Origin of the sequence: Pseudarthrobacter sp. L1SW, assembly GCF_020809045.1 — a bacterium.
Classification (GTDB): Bacteria; Actinomycetota; Actinomycetes; order Actinomycetales; family Micrococcaceae; genus Arthrobacter.
On sequence record NZ_CP078079.1, the window covers coordinates 709436 to 728150 of the forward strand.

Annotated in this window: 11 protein-coding genes and 2 tRNA genes; 4 read left to right on the forward strand and 9 right to left on the reverse strand. The window is 67.3% G+C overall.

All coding sequences use genetic code 11. The features are described 5' to 3' along the window. On the reverse strand, nucleotides 1-504 hold the full coding sequence (locus KTR40_RS03420) for a hypothetical protein (protein ID WP_139028009.1): 504 nt from the start codon (nucleotides 502-504) through the stop codon (nucleotides 1-3). A 6-nt stretch (nucleotides 505-510) separates the two neighbouring features. Beyond that, a complete protein-coding gene (locus tag KTR40_RS03425) occupies nucleotides 511-1929 on the reverse strand; it encodes a phosphomannomutase/phosphoglucomutase (RefSeq protein WP_228405281.1) in 1419 nt (472 codons plus the stop codon). A gap of 154 nt (nucleotides 1930-2083) precedes the next feature. Here KTR40_RS03425 and KTR40_RS03430 point away from each other — a divergent pair, with 154 nt between their 5' ends. Beyond that, nucleotides 2084-4294: a RecQ family ATP-dependent DNA helicase gene (locus KTR40_RS03430; protein ID WP_228405282.1), complete on the forward strand. Its 2211-nt coding sequence runs from the start codon at nucleotides 2084-2086 to the stop codon at nucleotides 4292-4294. A 59-nt stretch (nucleotides 4295-4353) separates the two neighbouring features. On the opposite strand, the gene KTR40_RS03435 is transcribed toward KTR40_RS03430, so the two are convergent. The 4 genes from KTR40_RS03435 to KTR40_RS03450 all read right to left on the reverse strand — a co-directional run bounded on the left by KTR40_RS03435 (nucleotide 4354) and on the right by KTR40_RS03450 (nucleotide 8884). Beyond that, nucleotides 4354-5790, reverse strand: a complete 1437-nt coding sequence (locus KTR40_RS03435) for an MFS transporter (protein WP_228405283.1) — start codon at nucleotides 5788-5790, stop codon at nucleotides 4354-4356. Between the two features lie 141 nt (nucleotides 5791-5931). Further along, nucleotides 5932-6019: transfer RNA gene (locus KTR40_RS03440), tRNA-Ser, on the reverse strand. Nucleotides 6020-6116: 97 nt separating this feature from the next. Continuing rightward, nucleotides 6117-6671: a GNAT family N-acetyltransferase gene (locus tag KTR40_RS03445; RefSeq protein WP_228405284.1), complete on the reverse strand. Its 555-nt coding sequence runs from the start codon at nucleotides 6669-6671 to the stop codon at nucleotides 6117-6119. Further along, the gene (locus KTR40_RS03450) at nucleotides 6641-8884 is read right to left on the reverse strand and encodes a prolyl oligopeptidase family protein (protein WP_228405285.1); all 2244 of its coding nucleotides are present in this window, start codon (nucleotides 8882-8884) and stop codon (nucleotides 6641-6643) included. Before KTR40_RS03450 ends, KTR40_RS03445 begins: the two co-directional genes overlap by 31 nt. 84 nt (nucleotides 8885-8968) lie before the next feature. Here KTR40_RS03450 and KTR40_RS03455 point away from each other — a divergent pair, with 84 nt between their 5' ends. After that, entirely contained in the window at nucleotides 8969-10909 is a 1941-nt protein-coding gene (locus KTR40_RS03455; protein ID WP_228405286.1) for an FAD/NAD(P)-binding domain-containing protein, read from the forward strand. Between the two features lie 122 nt (nucleotides 10910-11031). On the opposite strand, the gene KTR40_RS03460 is transcribed toward KTR40_RS03455, so the two are convergent. The 3 genes from KTR40_RS03460 to KTR40_RS03470 form a co-directional block, all read right to left on the reverse strand. Further along, a complete protein-coding gene (locus tag KTR40_RS03460) occupies nucleotides 11032-15588 on the reverse strand; it encodes an ExeM/NucH family extracellular endonuclease (protein WP_228405287.1) in 4557 nt (1518 codons plus the stop codon). 356 nt (nucleotides 15589-15944) lie between these two features. Beyond that, nucleotides 15945-16739 carry a VOC family protein gene (locus KTR40_RS03465; RefSeq protein ID WP_228405288.1) on the reverse strand — a complete coding sequence of 265 codons (795 nt, stop codon included), beginning with the start codon at nucleotides 16737-16739 and terminating at the stop codon, nucleotides 15945-15947. A gap of 163 nt (nucleotides 16740-16902) precedes the next feature. Then, a tRNA-Ser gene (locus KTR40_RS03470) sits at nucleotides 16903-16990 on the reverse strand. 107 nt (nucleotides 16991-17097) lie between these two features. On the opposite strand from KTR40_RS03470, the gene KTR40_RS03475 reads away from it, so the two are divergent. Both KTR40_RS03475 and KTR40_RS03480 read left to right on the forward strand, forming a co-directional pair. Continuing rightward, nucleotides 17098-18081, forward strand: coding sequence for an NAD(P)H-quinone oxidoreductase (locus KTR40_RS03475; protein WP_139028016.1), 984 nt, complete (start codon nucleotides 17098-17100; stop codon nucleotides 18079-18081). 38 nt (nucleotides 18082-18119) lie between these two features. Continuing rightward, on the forward strand, nucleotides 18120-18653 hold the full coding sequence (locus KTR40_RS03480; RefSeq protein ID WP_228405289.1) for a PadR family transcriptional regulator: 534 nt from the start codon (nucleotides 18120-18122) through the stop codon (nucleotides 18651-18653). Nucleotides 18654-18715 lie beyond the last annotated feature (62 nt).

Genomic DNA, 18715 nt, shown 5'->3' on the forward strand with positions numbered 1-18715 from the left:
CTAGTCCACCCAGATCGAAGGCTCGCTGGCGTCGGCCGCCAGCTCCCCAAATTCCCACGTCTGGGTTCCGGCGTTTGCCGAGTAGGGCAGCACGGCTGCGAAGACAGACCCGTCGCGGTGCTCCGCCGCTACATGGATGGCGTCCGAGTCCTCCTCCACCAGCAGGATGTCGCAGACCACGGCGGCAGCCCGGAAATCCTCGCGGTTCTGCCGCAGCAGGGCTGTGAGGTCGCTGATCATGGCATCGGCATCAAAGTCGCCGTCTGAACCTTCCGCGGCATCTGCCGGCGATACCGCCACCAGCCGCACCTCGCCGTCGTTCTGGACGGTCAGGGCGAAAGGCAGGAAGCCGCCACTCCGGTGGAGTTGCTCCTGGGCGGCGCTGACGCCCGTGCCCAGGAGGTTCTCCAAGTCCGTGGCGGTGGCATCCGGCACCGAGCCGCGCCAGGAGCCCTGTTCTTCGGAGCCTTGTTCTTCGGAGCCATGCTCCGGCGTGCCTGTCACGCTGCCCTACGCCCGGACAATCGCCAGGACGCGGTCCCGGACCTGTTCCATCGTGGCGCGGTCGGTTGCCTCTGCGTTAAGCCGGAGGAAGGGTTCGGTGTTGGACGGGCGGAGGTTGAACCAGTAGCTGCCGTCGTTGGCGGTGAACGTGCTGCCGTCCAGGGTGTCGATGGTGATGTCCTCCTCGGCGAAGGCCGCGCGCACACGCTCCACGGCGGCGGGCTTGTCCTCGACCTCGGAGTTGATCTCGCCCGAGCTGACGTAGGGCTCGTACTCGCGGCCCAGCTCAGAGAGCGGGCCGTCCTGTTCGCCCAGGGCTGCCAGGACATGCATCGCTGCCAGCATGCCGGTGTCCGCGTTCCAGAAGTCACGGAAGTAGAAGTGGGCTGAGTGCTCGCCGCCGAAGACCGCGCCTTCCTCCGCCATGACCGCCTTAATGAAGGAGTGGCCCACACGCGTGCGGACTGCCCGGCCGCCGTCGTGCTCCACCAGCTCTGACACGGCGCGCGAGGTGAGGAGGTTGTGGATGATCGTGGGGGTTTCCTCACCCAACGCCTTGGCGCGGGCAATCTCGCGGCGCGCCACCATGCCCGTGATGGCCGACGGCGAGACGGGCTCGCCTTTCTCGTCCACCACGAAGCAGCGGTCGGCGTCGCCGTCGAACGCCAGGCCAATGTCCGCGCCATGCTCCACCACTGCCGCCTGCAGGTCGCGGAGGTTTTCCGGTTCCAGGGGGTTCGCGGGGTGGTTGGGGAAGGAGCCGTCCAGCTCGAAGTACAGGGGAACGATGTCCAGGGGCAGCTTGGGGAGCAGGGTGTCGCCCAGCACGGCAGGGGTGGTGAGGCCGGCCATGCCGTTGCCTGCGTCCACCACCACCTTCAGCGGCCGGGAACCGGACAGGTCCACCAGCTTGCGGAGGTATTCGGAGTAGTCCTTGAGTACGTCGCGGACGCCGATGAGCCCGCGCTCGGCCGCGGCCGGGATGGCGCCCGTGTTGAGGTACTGCTCGGCGAGGGCCTGGATGTCCTTGAGGCCGGACTCGGAAGAGATGGGAACGGCGCCGGCCTTGGACATCTTGATGCCGTTGTAGCCGGCAGGGTTGTGGCTGGCGGTGAAGGTGGCCCCTGCGCGGTTCAGGTAACCGCAGGCGAAGTACAGTTCGTCCGTGGAAATCAGGTCCAGCAGCTCAACGTTGGCGCCGCGGGTGGCTGCGCCGTTGGCGAAGGCCTTGCTGAACTCCGGGGAGGAAGGGCGCATGTCCCCGCCCACCAGGATGGTCTCGCCTTCGAGCTTCAGGATGTCCACGAAGGCGGCCCCCACGGCTTCGACGATTTCGGCGGTGATGGATTCGCCCACGATGCCACGGACGTCGTACGCCTTGAAGGATGCCGAAAGGTCAAAAGTCGTTGTCTGTTCGCTAGTCACGGGCTTTATCTTACGTGGGCCGCGGAAGTGGCTGTGGAGGAAAGGTGGGGAGCGGCGTATGTGACATGGGCCGGACGGCCCTGCGGTGGCGGGGTTTCCACACATAGGGCGCCCCCGTGTGCCTGGTGTCGGAGGGGGCTGGGATACTGAATCAATGGTCGATAACCAGCACGCCACCAACCTCATAGAACCCGCAACCGTTCCTGGACCGGCAGGCAGCACCGTCCCTCCCTCGTCGGCAACCCACGCGCAGGCGCTAGCCGTCCTGCGCGAACTGGTGGGCAACCCCACAGCCGGCTTCCATGAGGGCCAGTATGAAGCCATTGAGGCACTGGTCGACGACGGCCGCAGGGCTTTGGTGGTGCAGCGCACCGGTTGGGGAAAATCCGCAGTCTATTTTGTGGCGTCCCTGCTCCTGCGCCGCCGCGGGGCCGGGCCTACGCTCATCGTGTCGCCGCTCCTCGCCCTGATGCGGGACCAGGTAGCCGCGGCTGCCCGGGCAGGGGTGCGGGCTGTGGCCATCAACTCTGCGAACCAGCTGGAATGGGACACCGTCCGCGAACAGCTCGCCGCTGACCAGGTGGACGTCCTGCTGGTGTCGCCGGAACGGCTGACCAACCCCTCCTTCCGGGAAAACCAGCTGCCCGAACTCATCCGGCGCACGGGCCTGCTGGTCATCGACGAGGCCCACTGCATCTCCGACTGGGGCCACGACTTCCGGCCCGATTACCGCAGGATCGCCGACCTGATCACCCAGCTGCCGGATTCGGTTCCGGTGCTGGCCACCACCGCCACTGCGAACTCCCGGGTGGTCCACGACATCGAAGAGCAGCTCGGCGCGGGCGTCCTCACCATCCGTGGTGCGCTGGGCAGGGATTCCCTGCGGCTGGGGGTCCTGTCACTTCCTGACGCCAAGCAGCGCCTGGGCTGGCTGTTGACGCATCTGGCCGACCTTCCCGGCAGCGGAATCATCTATACATTAACGGTGTCCGCTGCGGAGGATACGGCGCGCCTCCTGGCGGAGGCCGGCCATGAAGTGCTGGCCTACACTGGCCGCACGGACCCCGCGGACAGGGAACGTGCCGAGCAGCTCCTGAAGGACAACCAGGTAAAGGCGCTGGTTGCCACGTCCGCGCTTGGCATGGGTTTTGACAAGCCCGATCTGGGTTTTGTTGTCCACCTGGGGGCGCCCTCCTCGCCGGTGGCCTACTACCAGCAGGTTGGGCGTGCGGGCCGTGGGGCGGCAAATGCCGATGTCCTGCTTCTGCCAGGTTCCGAAGACCGGGACATCTGGCAGTACTTCGCCACTGCTTCCATGCCGTCCGAGGAAAAAGCCGCCGCCGTCCTCACGGCGCTTGCCGAAGCCGGTACGGCATTGTCCACGGTTGCCCTGGAAGCAAGGGTGGACCTCCGCCGCACTCCGCTGGAACTGCTGTTGAAAGTCCTCTCGGTGGATGGTGCTGTGGAGCGGGTGGGTGGCGGCTGGCGGTCCACCGGGCAGCCCTGGGCCTACGACGCCGAACGGTACCGGCGGATAGCCGAGGCACGCGTGGACGAGCAGGACTCCATGGTGATCTACCAGGACACTGCCGGCTGCCGGATGGAGTACATCACGTCCGTCCTCGACGACGAGACCGCCCATGCCTGTGGCAGGTGCGATAACTGTGCCGGCCGGTGGTTTCCGGCGGAGATCGCCGAGCAGGCTACCGCGGCGGCCGGCCAGACGCTCAGCAGGGCGGGCGGAGTGCTGGAAGCGCGGCTGCAGTGGCCCTCCGGCATGGACCGCCTCGGCGTTCCGGTCAAGGGCAAGCTCAAACCTGCGGAAGGAGTCTCGGAGGGGCGGGTCCTCGCGCGGCTGACGGACCTCGGCTGGGGCGGCGCCCTGCGGGAGCTGTTTGCGGCAGGCGCGGAGGACCGGCCCGTTGACCCCGGCGTGCTTCAGGCGTGCGTCCAGGTGCTGCGCGAATGGGGTGCCGGCGACCCCCGCAATCCAGGATGGAGCGGGGCGGGCAGGCCGGCCGCCATCGTCAGCATCCCGTCGCGCGGCAAACCTGAGCTAGTGGGGTCCCTTGCGAAGGGAATCTCGGAGATCGGCCGGATTCCGTACCTGGGCGAGCTTCAGCTGGCCCATGGTGGCCCCACGGGAAGCCGCGGGGGCAACAGCGCCTACCGGCTGGCGGGGGTGTGGGACCGCCTTGTGGTGGGGCCGGACCTTGAGGCCGCGCTGGGTTCCTTGCAGGGCGGCAGCGTGATGCTGGTCGACGACATTGTGGACAGCAGGTGGACGCTCACCGTGGCCGGCCGGGCCCTTCGCCAGGCCGGGGCGGGTGCCGTGCTTCCGCTGGTGCTGGCCCAGGCTGGCTGATTCATCCCGGCCCGCCCACGGCCGACTGGCTAAGGCGGGCTGGCCTACCCAGGCTGGATCTAGACCCGCTGCGCCTTCCGCCGGCTGACTTCCGCACCGGCGTGCCGCGGCAGGAACACGCTGTCCGCCGTGCTCGCCAGCATCAACACCGCCATGGCGAGGAACGCGCCGCGGAACGGGCCGGCGGCGTCAGCCGGAAAACTGTTGAGCCCGTCGAACAGCCGGATGAGCAGGGCCCCGACAGCAATGCCGGCAGCAGTAGCGAGCTGGACCAGAGTGGCAGAAACCGTATTTGCCGAGGTGAGCTGCGCGGGTGCGATGTCGGCGTACTGGACTGACGCATAGGCCGAGAACCCGATCGAGCGGAAGGCGCCGCTGCAGACCAGCAGGGCGAACGTCAGCGGCTCTGGTGTTTCTGCCGTAAGCAGGGCGCACAGGACAAACGTAGCGGCAGAAGCAAGGGAGGCGAAGACGAGCACCGCCTTGAAGCCAAAACGCCGGATCAGGGGCGTGGTGGCCGGCTTGATACCAATGTTGCCGATGAACACGGCCGCCACCATGGCGCCCGCGTGCAGCGGGGACCACCCGAACCCGGCCTGGAACATCAGCGGCAGCAGGAAAGGGACGGAACTGATGGTCAGGCGGTAGGCGAACCCGCCGGTGGCCATCGCCCTGAAGGTGCGGGTACTGAAGACCCCGAGGTCAAAGAGCGGATTCCGGGTCCTGCGCATCCAGATGACGGCGCAGGCAACAGCCACCACACCGAACCCGGCGCTCAGCGCGGCCCAGGGAGCGGAAGGGTGGGCGCTCACCAGTTCAAGGCCCGCCACCAGGGCGCCAACCCCCAGGGTGGTGAGCGACAACCCCAGCCAGTCCAGCCGTCGGCCGCGGTCACCGGCCCGTGCAGGCACCAGGCGCAGGGCCGCAATGAACGCCGCCACACCCAGCGGGAGGTTGATCAGGAAGATCCAGTGCCAGGAAAGGTAGGTGGTCAGGGCGCCGCCCACCAGCGGTGCGAGCACCGGCGCCAGGAGCCCGGGCCATACCAGGAACGCCGTGGCGCGGAGGAGGTCGGCCTTCGGCGTCCCGCGGAGGACCAGGAGGGTTCCCACCGGTACCATCATGGCGCCGCCGAACCCCTGCGCGGTCCTGCTGAGAGTGAGGGCAACGAGGTCCTGGCTGAGTGAACACGCCAGGGATGCGGCTGTGAAGATGGCAATGGCAAGGCAAAAGATGCGGCGGGCACCAAAGCGCTCAGCCAGCCAGCCGCTGAGCGGGATGCCCATGGCGACGGTCAGGAGGTATGCGGTCATGGTGATGTTCACGTCCGCGGCTGGAACCCGGAAGTCGGCGGCGATGTTGGGGATGGCCGTGGTGAGGACCGTGCCGTCGAGGAATTCCATGAAGAAAGTGGCGGCCACCAGGAGCGCCAGGCGGGGACTCCACACCTGCACCGGGCCGCCGTGCGCCTCATCCACCGTGTTGCTTGTTGCCATCCGACAATCCTGCCATCGCCGGGCCCCGCGAAGCGCCGGGTGTCCGTCCGACGGACGGCTACGTCCGCGGTGGTGGACGCATCGGCGCAGTGGAAATGCCGCGGCACGCAAAAGGCCCCGGTCCAGGACCGGGGCCAAACGCGGAGACGGGGGGATTTGAACCCCCGGTGGAGTTGTGCCCCACACTTCATTAGCAGTGAAGCCCATTCGGCCGCTCTGGCACGTCTCCAATTGCTATTCCTAGCCCACCAAGGATACGCAGAACCGGGCATGCAGTGCAAAACGGATCGCCCGGTCGTTCAAAGGACGGTTGCACGGCGCGGGCTTCACCCCGGGGGCTGTGCGCCCCGGACCATCCTGATTTCGCGAAGGTCTTCCCACTCCGGAATCACGTCGGCGGCGCCGTCAGGTTCAAACCCGAAGTGACGGTAGAAGCCGATGGCGCGCTGGTTGTCGGCAGCCACCCACAGGCTCGCCGCCTCATTGCCCAGTGCTGCAACAAGAAGGCGGCGGCCCAGGCCCAGCCCCTGGTGCGAAGCCAGCAGGTACAGCCCCCACAGTTCCAGGTTCCCGGACGACGGCGGCGCAAAGCTGTGTGAGGCGGCCCCTGGCTCCCTGCGGATGCCGGCAAACCCAACGACCGTGCCGCCGTCGGAAGCCACCCACGCATGCGCCGGCTCGGCGGCCTCCAGCAGGTGGCGCCAGAGGGGCAGCCGGGAACCGGCGTTCTGCGAGGCAAGGAATCCCTCGGACAACATGCCCCGGTACGTCTCCTGCCAGCAGCGGACGTGGACCGCGGCCAGCCGTTCCACGTCCGGGGCCAGCGCCCGCCGCACCTCAAGCGCCAACGTTATGAGGCCCCGCCGGCCAGCGACTTCCACAGGAAGTGCTGGCTGCGGGCCTGCAGCGCCGCGGCCTGCCGGTTGTCCGACGCGCCCGCGTGGCCGCCCTCCAGCGCTTCGTGGAACCAGACGTTGGGGATGCCCATGGCCAGCATCCGGGCCGCCATCTTGCGCGCCTGGACCGGGCCAACCCTGTCATCGGAGGTTGCCGTCCAGATGAACGTTTCCGGGTACTCCACCCCGTCCTTCAGCAGGTGGTAGGGGCTGAACGTCCTGATGTACTCCCACTGTTCCGGGACATCGGGGTCGCCGTACTCGGCAATCCAGGAGTGGCCGGCGGAGAGCCTGGTGTAGCGGCGCATGTCCAGCAGCGGCACCCCGCATGAAACGGCCCCGAAGAGCTCCGGGTACTGGGTCAGCATGTTGCCTACCAGCAGGCCGCCGTTGGACCCGCCCACGCAGCCCAGCCGCTCCCGCGACGTGACGCCCCGGGAGATCAGGTCCGTGGCAACGGCGGCGAAGTCCTGATAGGCCTTGTGCCGGTTTTCCTGCAGCGCCGCCCGGTGCCATGCCGGCCCGTACTCGCCGCCGCCGCGGATGTTCGCCACCACGTACACGCCGCCGCGGGAGTGGGGGGCTTCCCCGTCCGTCCCTTGCGCGCCCGAGGTCCGGCGTTCCAGCCAGGCCCTGCCCACCGTGCCGGTGTAGGCCGGTGTCCGGGAAACTTCGAATCCGCCGTAGCCGGAAAGCTGGGTGGGGTTCTGCCCGTCCAGCGGCAGGTCCCGGGAGGCAACCTGGAAGTACGGAACCCGGGTCCCGTCGTCGGACACGGCGAAGTGCTGCTGCACTTCATAATCGCCGTCTGCGAAGAACGACGGCGACGCCTTGACCACCGCGTGCCGGCTCACCACGCCGGGGGTACCGGAAGCCGCGCGCTCCAAGGTGCCGCGCATCAGCGTGGTGGGGGTGGTGAAACCTGTGGCGACCAGCCAGAAGTCGTTGCCCGCACCGCCGTCGGCCTCGTCTTCATCGTCCACCGCGTAGGCGTTGACGTCATGCAGCGGCGGGCAGGCGTCCAAGGGCGAAGACGCCCACGCTGCCTGCGCATTGTGCGTTGGCCGGGCGGGATCGAGCACCCGGATCTCGGAGGACACGTCCTTCAGGAGGTTCAGCAGCAGGAAGTCGCGGGTCCAGCTCCAGGACTGCAGGGACGTATTCGCATCCGGGGTGAACAGCACGGCAATGTCCCGTGAGCCGGCCAGGTAGTCCTCGAACCGGGCGGCGAGGAGCGAGCCGGCCGGATACGTCGAGGTGCCCAGTGCCCAGTCCTGCCGGGGCCGGAACAGCAGCCATTCCCGGTGCGCGCTGACATTCACGTCCGTGGGAACGTCGATCTGGAGCCAGGAACCGTCGCGCAGCACCAGGTTCCTGCGGTTGAAGAAATCGATGTAGTCAACGGCGAAGGTGCGCTCAAAACCGGGGGTGGAATCGTGGGCAACCACGGTCATCATGTGGTGCTCGGGCACCTCGAACAGGCGTGGCGCCCCGGCCAGGGTGTCCCCGCGCTTCAGCGTGACGGCCGCCCGGGCGTAGGAGGAAGCGGTCTTCGGCAGTCCGTCCGCGGTGGAGGCCACCAGCAGCGTGTCCGCGTCCAGCCACGAAACATTGCCCTTCGCCGTCGGGAGGTCGAAGCCGCCCTTCGCGGGGTCCACGAAGGCGCGCGTTTGGACGTCGAATTCGCGGTACCGGTTGGCGTCGCCGCCGTCGGGGGAGAGGGCCAACAACGCGTGCCGGTATGGTTCTCCGGAAGCGGGCCGCAGGAAGGTGGCACCGTGGAAAACCCACTCCTGGCCCTCGGCCTCCGCCAGCGCGTCGACATCGAGCAGAACGTCCCACTCGGGGGTATCCGTGCAGTAGCTCTCCCACGTGGTGCGGCGCCACAGGCCCTTGGGGTTCTTCCCGTCCTTCCAGAAGTTGTAGTACCAGTCACCGCGCTTGCCCACCATGGCGATCCGGTCCGTGGAGTCCAGGACCTCAAGGATGCTGCCCTCAAGCTGGACATAGTCCGCGTCCTCCAGGAGGTCCTCGGTGCGGGAGTTCTGCTCCTTCACCCAGGCAAGCTGCTCGTCGCCGTAGATATCCTCAAGCCAGACGTTCTCGTCCGTGGGCTCGGGCGCGATGCCCTGCGGGGCGGGGCCGGTGGTGTTGCCGGAACCGGGGGCGGGCGCTGGATCAGCTTCAGTGGTGGTCATGCGCCCCATCCAAACAACATGCACCCCGGCTGGCAAGTCAAGCGTCGAGCGCACACTTTGTTTTCAGCCCGTACGCTGGATGGCGTGGAAAAAACGCAGAGCACCCGGACCGCCATCATCGGCGCAGGTCCGCGGGGCACCAGCGTCCTGGAACGCCTGCTCGCCCGCTGTGCCGCGCAGATCACTGCGGGTGCGGGCTCCGTGCGCCTCCACATCGATGTCATCGACCCCTATCCGGCGGGCCCTGGGCACGTGTGGCAGCCGCAGCAGTCCCGGCTGTTCCTGATGAACACGCAGTCCTTCTACCCCACGCTGATTCCGGAGGATCCGGACCTGGCCCCGCCGGTCGCCGGAACCACCTTTGACCAGTGGCGGGCCAGGCAGCAGCGGCACCCGTCGCCTGCGCTCGGCGAGGACGAACTTGCTGAACTGGCCGTCCTGGAGGCCAACGACTTTCCCAGCCGCGCCCTGTACGGACGCTACCTCCGCAGCACCCTGGAGGAGCTCACATCCAAAGCGCCCGACGGCGTCACCATCACCTTCCACGAAACGTCAGCACAGTCCGTGCGCCCGGCGGGGGACGGAACGTTCGACGTCGGCCTGGCCACAGGAGCCACGCTGCGCACCAACGCCGTGGTGCTTGCCCTGGGCCACGTCCCGTCACGCCTGAACCCTGAACAGCGCGAACTGGAGGCATCGGCCCGGCGGTTGGGCCTGCAGTACTTCCCGCCGGCCGTTCCTGCAGACGTGGACTGGTCGCTCATTCCCGCAGGTGAGCCCGTCCTGGTCCGGGGCATGGGGCTCAACTTTTTCGACACCATGGTCCAGCTGACGGAGGGCCGCGGCGGAAAGTTCGTCAGTAACGGAACGGCGCTCAGCTACGAGCCGTCGGGCCAGGAACCGCGGATCATTGCCGCTTCCCGGCGGGGAACGCCCTACCGGGCGAAAGCCGCGCTGAACGGCTACTACCCGGCGTCGGTCACCCTGCGCTACTTCACCGAAGCGGCACTGGAGCGGTTCCGCACGGCAGGGATCCGCCCGGCGTTCGACCATGACTTCTGGCCGCTTCTGCACCGTGACGCGCTGTGGGCGTATTACTCCACCCTGGTCCGTTCCCAGCCGAACGCGGTACCTGACGCTCAGGCGTTCCTTGCCGACCTGGAGGAGGCGCTCCACCCGCACGCGCACAGTGCCGCCAACTGGGAGGACAGCGTGCAGAGTGTGCTGGCCGTCCATGTGGGGCCCCGGCACCGGTTGGACCTGCCGGCGCTCGCCGCACCCCTGGCCGGACGCTCCTTTGCCTCACGCGCGGAACTGGATGCCGCCGTCGTGGATTACCTGCTGGACGATGCCCGCCGGTCCGCGCTCGGCGAGGACGACCCCGTGAAGATGGCCATCGGGGCGCTCCACCACGGGCGCGCCGTGCTGAAGACGGCAGTTGCCGACGGCGGCATCACCGATGAATCTTGGGTGGCGGGACTGCGTGGCTGGTTCGAGTCGTTTGTGGAGGGACTCGCCAGCGGGCCTCCCGCGCTGCGCTCCGAGCAGCTTGCGGCGCTGGCCCGGGCAGGTGTGGTGAGCTTCGTGGGCCCGGACCCCAAGTTCGCGGTTGACCGTAAGAACGGCGCGTTTACGGCGTCTTCACCCTGGGTGGGCGGGGCTCCGGTGACTGCCCGGACCATGGTGGAGGCGCTCGCGCCCGGAAACCGGGTTTCGGCTAACGATTCGCCGGTGCTCGAGCAGCTGCTGGCGGACGGCCTGGTGCGGCCGCGGCTCATGATGACGGTGGAGGGGGCGCCCGTCCAGTCCACCGGCCTGGACGTGGTGGCGCATCCCTACCGCCCAGTTGCAGCCAACGGCTCCGTAACCGAAGGCCTGTACGTGCTGGGCCTGCAGCTCTCGTCCGTCCAGTGGGGCACGGCCATCGCCGCCGAGGCCCTCCAGCCCGGCGGGCCCAACTACCGCAGCGGCCAGCGGACCCTGCGCGACGCTGACGAAATCGCCGGGGCCATCCTGGGGCTGTAACTTTCCCGGACGCTCTCTCACTTGATGCGCCTTAAACCCGAACGCTCTCTCACCCGAAAATTTCGGGTGAGAGAGCGTAGGGGGAAAACGCGCGTTAAGTGAGAGAGCGTTTGGTGGGGCGGTTACCGGCCCGCGCGCAGGCAGGCCCGGTAGGCGGCCATGGCCTGTCCGTAGTTCAGCTGCCCGGCAAGGTCCGTGGACCGGGCAGGCTTGACGGGAGTGGTGCATCCCGGTTCAACCGGAATGCTCGCCACTGTCACCGCAACCGTCACCACCGTGCCGGATTCAGCCGCCGTGAGCACAAGCGTCCCTGTCCCGCCGGCTGCGCCGGACGGTACGGGCAGGTTCACGTTGGCCGTGCCAGCTTCCACCGGCACCATCCCCAGTTGGGTTACCGCACCGGCGGCGTCGGTGAACACTGCGGAGAGAGTCTTGTTGACCGGGCTGCCCAGCGATGTGAGGTCCAGCTTGGACACTGTGAGGCTGACCTGCTCCCCGGGCTTGACCTCAGCCGGCGTGGTGCTGGCGACCGCCACGGAGCGCCGGGCGAAGTCCGGCGAAACGGGGCTGCTCTCCTGCAGGTATCTGATCCAGGCATCGCGGTCCACCAGTCCCGAGTCCTTGGTGTTGGCGCCCTCCGTGAAAGCCCGGAAGTTGTCACCGCCTGTTGCCAGGAAGCTGAACGTGCCCAATCGGTAGGACCTCGCCGGGTCCAGGGCGGCGCCGTTCACGCGGACCGAGGTGATGCGGTCCCCGGCGGGCCGGGCGGCGTCGTAGGTGTAGTTCACGTTCTTTGACAGGCCCAGCTGGAGGTAGGCGCGGCTGGGCACCGTCCCGTCCGCGTTGGTCTGCCACTGCTGCTCCAGCAGCGTCTTGAACTGGGCGCCCGTCAGGGATGTGGTCCAGAGGTTGTTCACGAACGGCAGCACCGCGTTGGCCTCCGCATACGTGATGGTCCCGTCCGGGGCGTAGTAAAGCTCGTTCCGCAGGCCGCCGGGATTGACGACGCCGATTTCGGCGCCGCCCAGCTCGGCCGGCTGCAACGAATCCAGGAGCGAATCGGCCACCAGGTTGCCCAGGGTGGATTCGTTCCCGCGGTCATCGCGCTTGGCAGCACCGGCGGCGTCCGTGGTGAACGCCGTGGTGATGTCCGCCGTGACGGAACCAACAGGCTGGTTTCCGACGACGGCGGCCTCAGCGAGTGCCTTCCTGACGATCGCGTCGACGGCGGCCACGCGCGGGTAGGCGGCGGTCAGGCCCGCAGCCGGGTCCGTGGTGCGCCTGACGTTGCCTGCCTTGTAGGACGTGACCTGCTTCGTGGCGTTATCCACGGTGAGCTGGATCTGCCCCACATTCTCGCCGTAGTTGCCGGTCTGGACGATGGGACGGGTCTTGCCCTCGACGCCGGGGACGGGGGCATCCCAGGCGTATTCCTTGTGGGTGTGGCCGGTGAAAATGGCGTCAACGTCCGCGGATGTTTCGGTGACCAGCTTGGCGAAGGGACCGCCGGCTGCCACTTCCTGCTCCAGCGTGGCGCCTTCCACCACACCTGAACCGGCGCCGTCGTGGTTTTCCACGATGATGACGTCGGCAAGGTTCCCTGATGCGATGCGCGCCGCTGCCCGGTTGATGGCTTCCACCGGGTCGCCGAACTCAAGGTCGGCAATGCCGGCGGGGGTAACCAGGGAGGGGACCTCCTGGGTGACAGTGCCGATCACGGCCACCTTGACGCCAGCCATCTCCAAGATGGTGAATTCAGGCAGGACCGGTTCGGTGGTGCCCTTCCTGTAGACGTTGGCGCCCAGGTAGGGGAACTTCGCGTTGGTGCCGCCGGAGATGACGCGGTCGCGCAGGTCCGCCCACCCGCCGTCGAACTCGTGGTTGCCCACGGTCGAGGCCTTCAGTTCCAGTGCGTTCAGCACGTCGATGGTGGGCTGGTCCTTGGCGACGGCGGAGGCAAACAGCGACGCCCCGATGTTGTCTCCGGCGGAGAGGAAGGCGGTAGCGCCCGGGGCGGCTGCCGCCCGGAGCTTCTCGATGGTCCCGGCGAACAGCACGGTGCTGGAATCGATCCGGCCGTGGAAGTCGTTGATGCCCAGGAAGTTCAGGTCAACGGTGGCGGGCGCAGACCGCAGGTCCAGGCCCACCACAACGGGATCGTGGTCGCTGGCGCGGTACTGGTCCGGCGCGTAGTAGTTGGTGATGTTGTTGTTGTAGCGGCTGTACTCCAGGGCCACGGACTCTACGGAATTAATGTTCCAGATGTCCGCTCCGGTGACCGCCGCGTTGGCGGCGGGGGAGGCCAGGATGTGGTCCAGGGAGCCCACCATCCCGCCGAACAGGTACGAGTGCTTGGCGGAACCGTCCGCGTTGCGTGCCTTCTCGTCCTGGTTGACATAGCCCGCAGCAGTGAAGACGTTGATGGGGTCTTCCTTGGCGTAGGCGTTGAAGTCGCCAATGAGGAACACCTTGTCCGTGTCCTTGGACTCCTGCAGGGACTTGCTGAACTCCAGCAGGGATTTGGCCTGGGCGGTGCGGGCCAGGTTTGAAGCGCCCTGGCCCTGGTCGGTGTCGTCCGGCGTGGCGGCCGAGCCTTTGGACTTGAAGTGGTTGGCGATTGCAATGAACTCTGTCCCGGCACCGCCGCCCACCGGCTTGAAGACCTGGGCCAGGGGCTTGCGTGCGGTGGAAAATGCAACGGTGTCATTGTGGATGATGGATTCACCCACGGGTTCAGCGACGGCCTTTTTGTAGATGAACGCGGTGCGGATCATGTCCTCGTCGCTCAGCGGCGGCGCGTTGGCGGGTGACCGGACGTAATCCCAGATCCCGGGGGTCTCGATGTTCAGCGCGTCCACCAGCTTGGCGAGGGCGTCGTCCCGGTCCTTGCCGAACTGGGCGGAGTTCTCGATTTCCATCAGCGTGACAACGTCCGCGCCGGCCTTGGTGATGGCGGTGACGATCTTGTCCTGCTGCCGCTTGAAGTTCTCCGCGTTGGCTGCCCCGCGTGCATTGCAGCCGCCGCGGACCGTGATCGGGTTGCCTTCGCGGTCCTCGTAGAAGGTGCAGCCGGTGAGCTGGTCGCCGGTGGTGGGGAAGTAGTTGAGCACGTTGAAGGAGGCGATCTTCAGGTTCCCGCCCACAGCGGCCGGAGCATCGGTGCGGGTTGCCCCGAACGACGCCGGCTGAACGGCGGCCTTGTTGGCTTCCGTCAGGTGGGTCAGCGGCTGGAGCTTCCAGGCGTTGTTGCCGTAGCCCAGCACCACGTTGGTGGTGAAGGTGGCGGGGGAGCCCACCCTTATCGGGTCCGTGGCGGTCAGGTAGGGCAGGACCTGGGCTTTGGTGGCGGCGTCCTTGAGGAAGTTGGTGCTGGAGCCGTCGTCGAGCTTGATGCCGCGGGCGGCGTTCTCCGCTACCGTGGCGGTGTATTCGGCCGAGCCGTAAGGCGCGACGGCGGTGGGCTGGACCAGGGGTGTTGTCCCGCCGGCCAGGCCGATCTCCCCGTACTGGTTCAGGCTGTAGTTGTCCGTAACGGTCAGCGGGCCCTGGGGAGCGAGGAGCATTCCTTCAAGGGATTCCCGGAGAGCCTCGCTGGCCGGCAGCGCGAAGGCCGTGGCCTTGACTTCAGGCACGGCCTCGGCCAGCTTGGTGAGGCCGGACGCCGCAGTGACGTTGAGCTGCGTCATGCCGTAGTACTCCGCCACCGCGCCGGTCACCTGGACGTAGTCTCCGGCCTGCACCGAAGCCGCTGTGGCGGGGGAGTAGACAAAGATTCCGTCCGAAGCGGCATGGTTGGTTGCCGTCAGGTCGCCGCCGGTGCCAGCCGTTTGCAGGTAGTAGCCGTTGAGCCCGCCCGTGGGGAAGACTGCGGTGACCTTGCCGGTGGTGGTGACCGTGGAACCTGCCAGCGGGCTCGCGGTGCCCGTGCCCTGGATCTCGGCGATGGACCGCGTGGACGGTGTGGGCGCTGGCGTTGGGTCCGGAGTGGGGCCGGGATCGGGCGTGGTCGCGCCGCCCGTCCCGGTGGGTGTGATGGCGGTGCTCAGGGCGAAGTCCGCGGCGTTGCTGTTGCTGTCCGCCCCTGCTGCCCGGTTCAGGCTCTTGACGTCGGTATTTCCTGCGGGGGCCTGGGCTGCCTGTGTTTCGAAGGTGTTGGACGCGCCATAGCCCAGCAGGTCGGCCACTCCGGCGGGCTCCACCTGGGAGCCGGTGCCGAGCGCGACGGCGGTGGGCTGCTTGGCGAGCACGATGGTGCCGGCCGATCCGCTGAGGTTCAGGGCACCGGCAACGAGGTCAGGTGCGGGAAGGTCCGCACCGTTGGCACCGTTGCTTCCACCCTGGATCAGGTAGTGCCCCTTGGCCGGGATCGAACCGGAAAGGGCGGCCACGCTGGTGGGGGCCGTCGCGGCTGAGGCTGCACGGTACTGGACCGACCAGCCGTCCAGCGGAACGGGGGCGTCCGACGTGTTGTGGAGCTCCACGAACTTGTTTTTGTATGCGGCGCCGCTGCTGCCACCGCTGAGGTAGGCCTCGTTGATCACAACGGGGGAGGTTCCTGCCGCGGCTGAGACCTCCGCGGCTGTCGAGTCGGCGACTGCGGGCAAGGCTGCCACGGGCGCTGCTGCCAGCCCCGCCGACAGCACTGTTCCCAGCGCCAGTTTCCAAGGTGTTTGATGCATCCGCTCTTACTTTCAGAAGGGTCCCCGGTAGGGGAACCGATGGAAGGTGTCCGGGTTGTACCCAGCGCACAAGGGCCCGGATCCTGCTCCTGGTCAAGTGGTATCCGGCACATCCCAACAGCTCTGAATGAACGCAGGATTGATAGCGCGTGCATTCGGCGGGCCGTTCCCCAGCGGAACACGCCGCCCCACCGGCCGGAGCCCCAGTCGCCCGGTCCCGGTGGATGCTGTCGATGCTTGGTTGGTGCCCGGAACGGAATGTGCCGGGCATCACAAAGGATACCGGCCGGTAGCTTCCTGGAAAGCTCCGGCCGGCAGGGGTTTGATTTCCCGGGTGGCTGCGCCCGGGCAGAGACCTACTGGGCCTGCCCCGAGCCTGCCTGCGCTGAGATGATCTTGAAGGTGGCCCCGGCAGGATCGGCGAGCTGCGCTACCCGGCCGAAGTCGCTGTCCGCCGGCCCCTCCAGGACTGTGGCGCCCATGGCCTTGGCCTGGTCGATGGCGGCATCGGTGTCCTCCACGGAGAAATACACCTGCCAGTGCGAGGGGATCTCACCGGTCAGGTAGCCCGAGGCGTCCAGGATTCCCGCCTGTGCATTCATCCCCGAGCCCATGGTGGTGTAGCGGAACCCGGGGGCGTCGCTCATGACCTCCGTTTCCCAGCCGAACACATCCTGATAGAACTTCACGGCGGCGTCGTAGTCCTTGGCGTGGAGTTCGTGCCAGGCGGCGGTGCCCGGCTCGCCGACCAGCTCGTAGCCAAGCATTTCCCGCGGTTGCCACACACCGATGGCTGCTCCCGTGGCGTCACCAAACATGGCCATGTGCCCCTGCCCGGGAACGTCCATGGGCGGCATATAGACCTGCCCGCCGTAGGCTTCCACCGCTTTGGCAGTGGCTGCGGCGTCGTCGGTTCGAAGGTAGGTGGACCACGTGTCAGGCTTGCCCGCCTGGTTCCCGTCCTTCTGCATGATCCCCGCAACCGCTTTGCCGTTCTTCGATGCGGTCACGTACCCGCCGTATTTTTCCTCGTCCCCGGCCTGGTACTCCCAGCCGAACAGCTCGCCGTAGAAACGCCGGGCTGTGTTGACGTCGGTGGTCATGAGGTCGATCCAGCAGGGTGCGCCGGGTGTGGGTACGGGGCTGGGCATGGCAGTCTCCTCTTGGTGTGCGCCGGCAGGCGGGGCCTTCGGGGTGGAACACCCCGACCCTATTTCCGGGGTCTGACACTTTCAAGGGGCCCAGTTTCACGGGGTCCGGCTAAACGAAGGACCCCTGCCGGCCAGCGTACTGGCGGACAGGGGTCCTGTTTCGCGGAAGGTAAGAGATTCGAACTCTTGGTACGGGGTTACCGCACACTAGTTTTCAAGACTAGCTCCTTCGGCCGCTCGGACAACCTTCCTCACCCAGTAGTGTTTCATAGGCACTTGCCTGCAACAAAACAGAGCCCGGAAGGTGTCCGGTGCACACTGGTTGCACGCAGTATTCAGTCAGAAACGGGAGTGTTCCATGAAAGCCGTCTACATTTCGGAGCCGGGCGGCCCGGAAGTTCTGGAGGTCCGGGAGGCTGAAGCCCCGGTACCCGGTACCGGAGAGGTGCTGATCGACGTCGTAGCGGCCGGCCTTAACCGGGCGGACGTGCAGCAGCGGAGGGGCCTTTATCCGCCACCGCCCGGCGCATCGGAAATTCCCGGCCTTGAAGTGTCCGGCAGGATTGCGGGATTCGGTCCCGGTGTCACAAAGGCCTTCTCCCTTGGCGACAAGGTAGTGGCACTGTTGGCCGGCGGCGGGTACGCGCAGCAGGTGGCGGTCCCGGCCGAGCAGGTCCTGCGCGTGCCCGACGGCGTTGACCTGGTGACGGCAGCTGCCCTTCCCGAGGTTGCGGCCACGGTCTACTCCAACCTGGTGATGACGGCGCAGTTGCAGGCGGGTGAAACCGTCCTGATCCATGGGGCAACGGGCGGGATCGGCACCATGGCTATCCAGCTCGCCAAGGCGCTCGGCGCCAGGGTTGCAGCCACTGCCGGATCTGATGAAAAGGTGGGCACGGCAAAAGCCTTCCTGGGGGCCGACATCGCCATCAATTATGCCGAGGAGGACTTTCCCGAAAGCCTTCGCCGCCAGAACGGGGGCAAGGGCGCGGACGTAATCCTCGACGTCGTGGGCGCCAAATACCTGGCGCAGAACGTGGACGCGCTCGCCGATTACGGACGCCTGGTGGTCATCGGGCTGCAGGGAGGAACCAAGGGGGAGCTCGACCTGGGGCAGCTGCTCAAGAAGCGCGCCGCCGTCGTGGCCACCGCGCTGCGCCCGCGTCCGGTAGCGGAAAAGGGCGCCATTATGAACGCCGTCCGCGACGCCGTGTGGCCGCTTATCAGCGACGGAACCGTCCGCCCGCTCGTGGCAAAGACCTTCCCCCTGGACCAGGTGCGCGCCGCCCACCGGTACTTCGACACCGGCGAGCACGTGGGCAAGGTCCTCCTGCTGATGTAGGTTCCGCACGCCGATGCCCGCCAAATACAAGGAACAGCATGTCCATCCGCCACAGCCTCCTCGCCCTGTTGGAGGACCAGCCCCGCTACGGCTACCAGCTGCGGGTTGAATTCGAGAACCGCACCGGTGCCACGTGGCCGCTCAACATCGGGCAGGTGTACACCACTCTGGACCGGCTGGAACGCGATGCGCTGGTGGCCAGGGATGGCGACGACGGGAACGGCCACGTGGTCTACAGCATCACCGCGGCCGGCAAGGCCGAAATCCGGAACTGGTTCGCGGTACCCGTGGAGCGGAACAGCCCGCCCCGCAACGAGCTTGCCATCAAGCTGGCGCTCGCCGTCACCCTCCCCGGCGTCGACGTCCAGGCCATCATCCAGAACCAGCGGGTATCGTCCCTCAGGTCACTGCAGGACTACTCGAAGGCCCGCCGGGACACAGCACTGAACCAGCGCGCCGGTGACACGGCGTCGCTGCTGGTCCTGGACTCCCTGATCTTCCAGGCGGAGGCGGAAGTACGGTGGCTGGACCTGTGCGAGGCCAGGATGATCCAGCAGGCGCAGGGGAAATAGGAAACACAATTGGGTCTTTTTGAATGCCACCGGCGGGCATACCGTAAGTTCCACGAACCGTC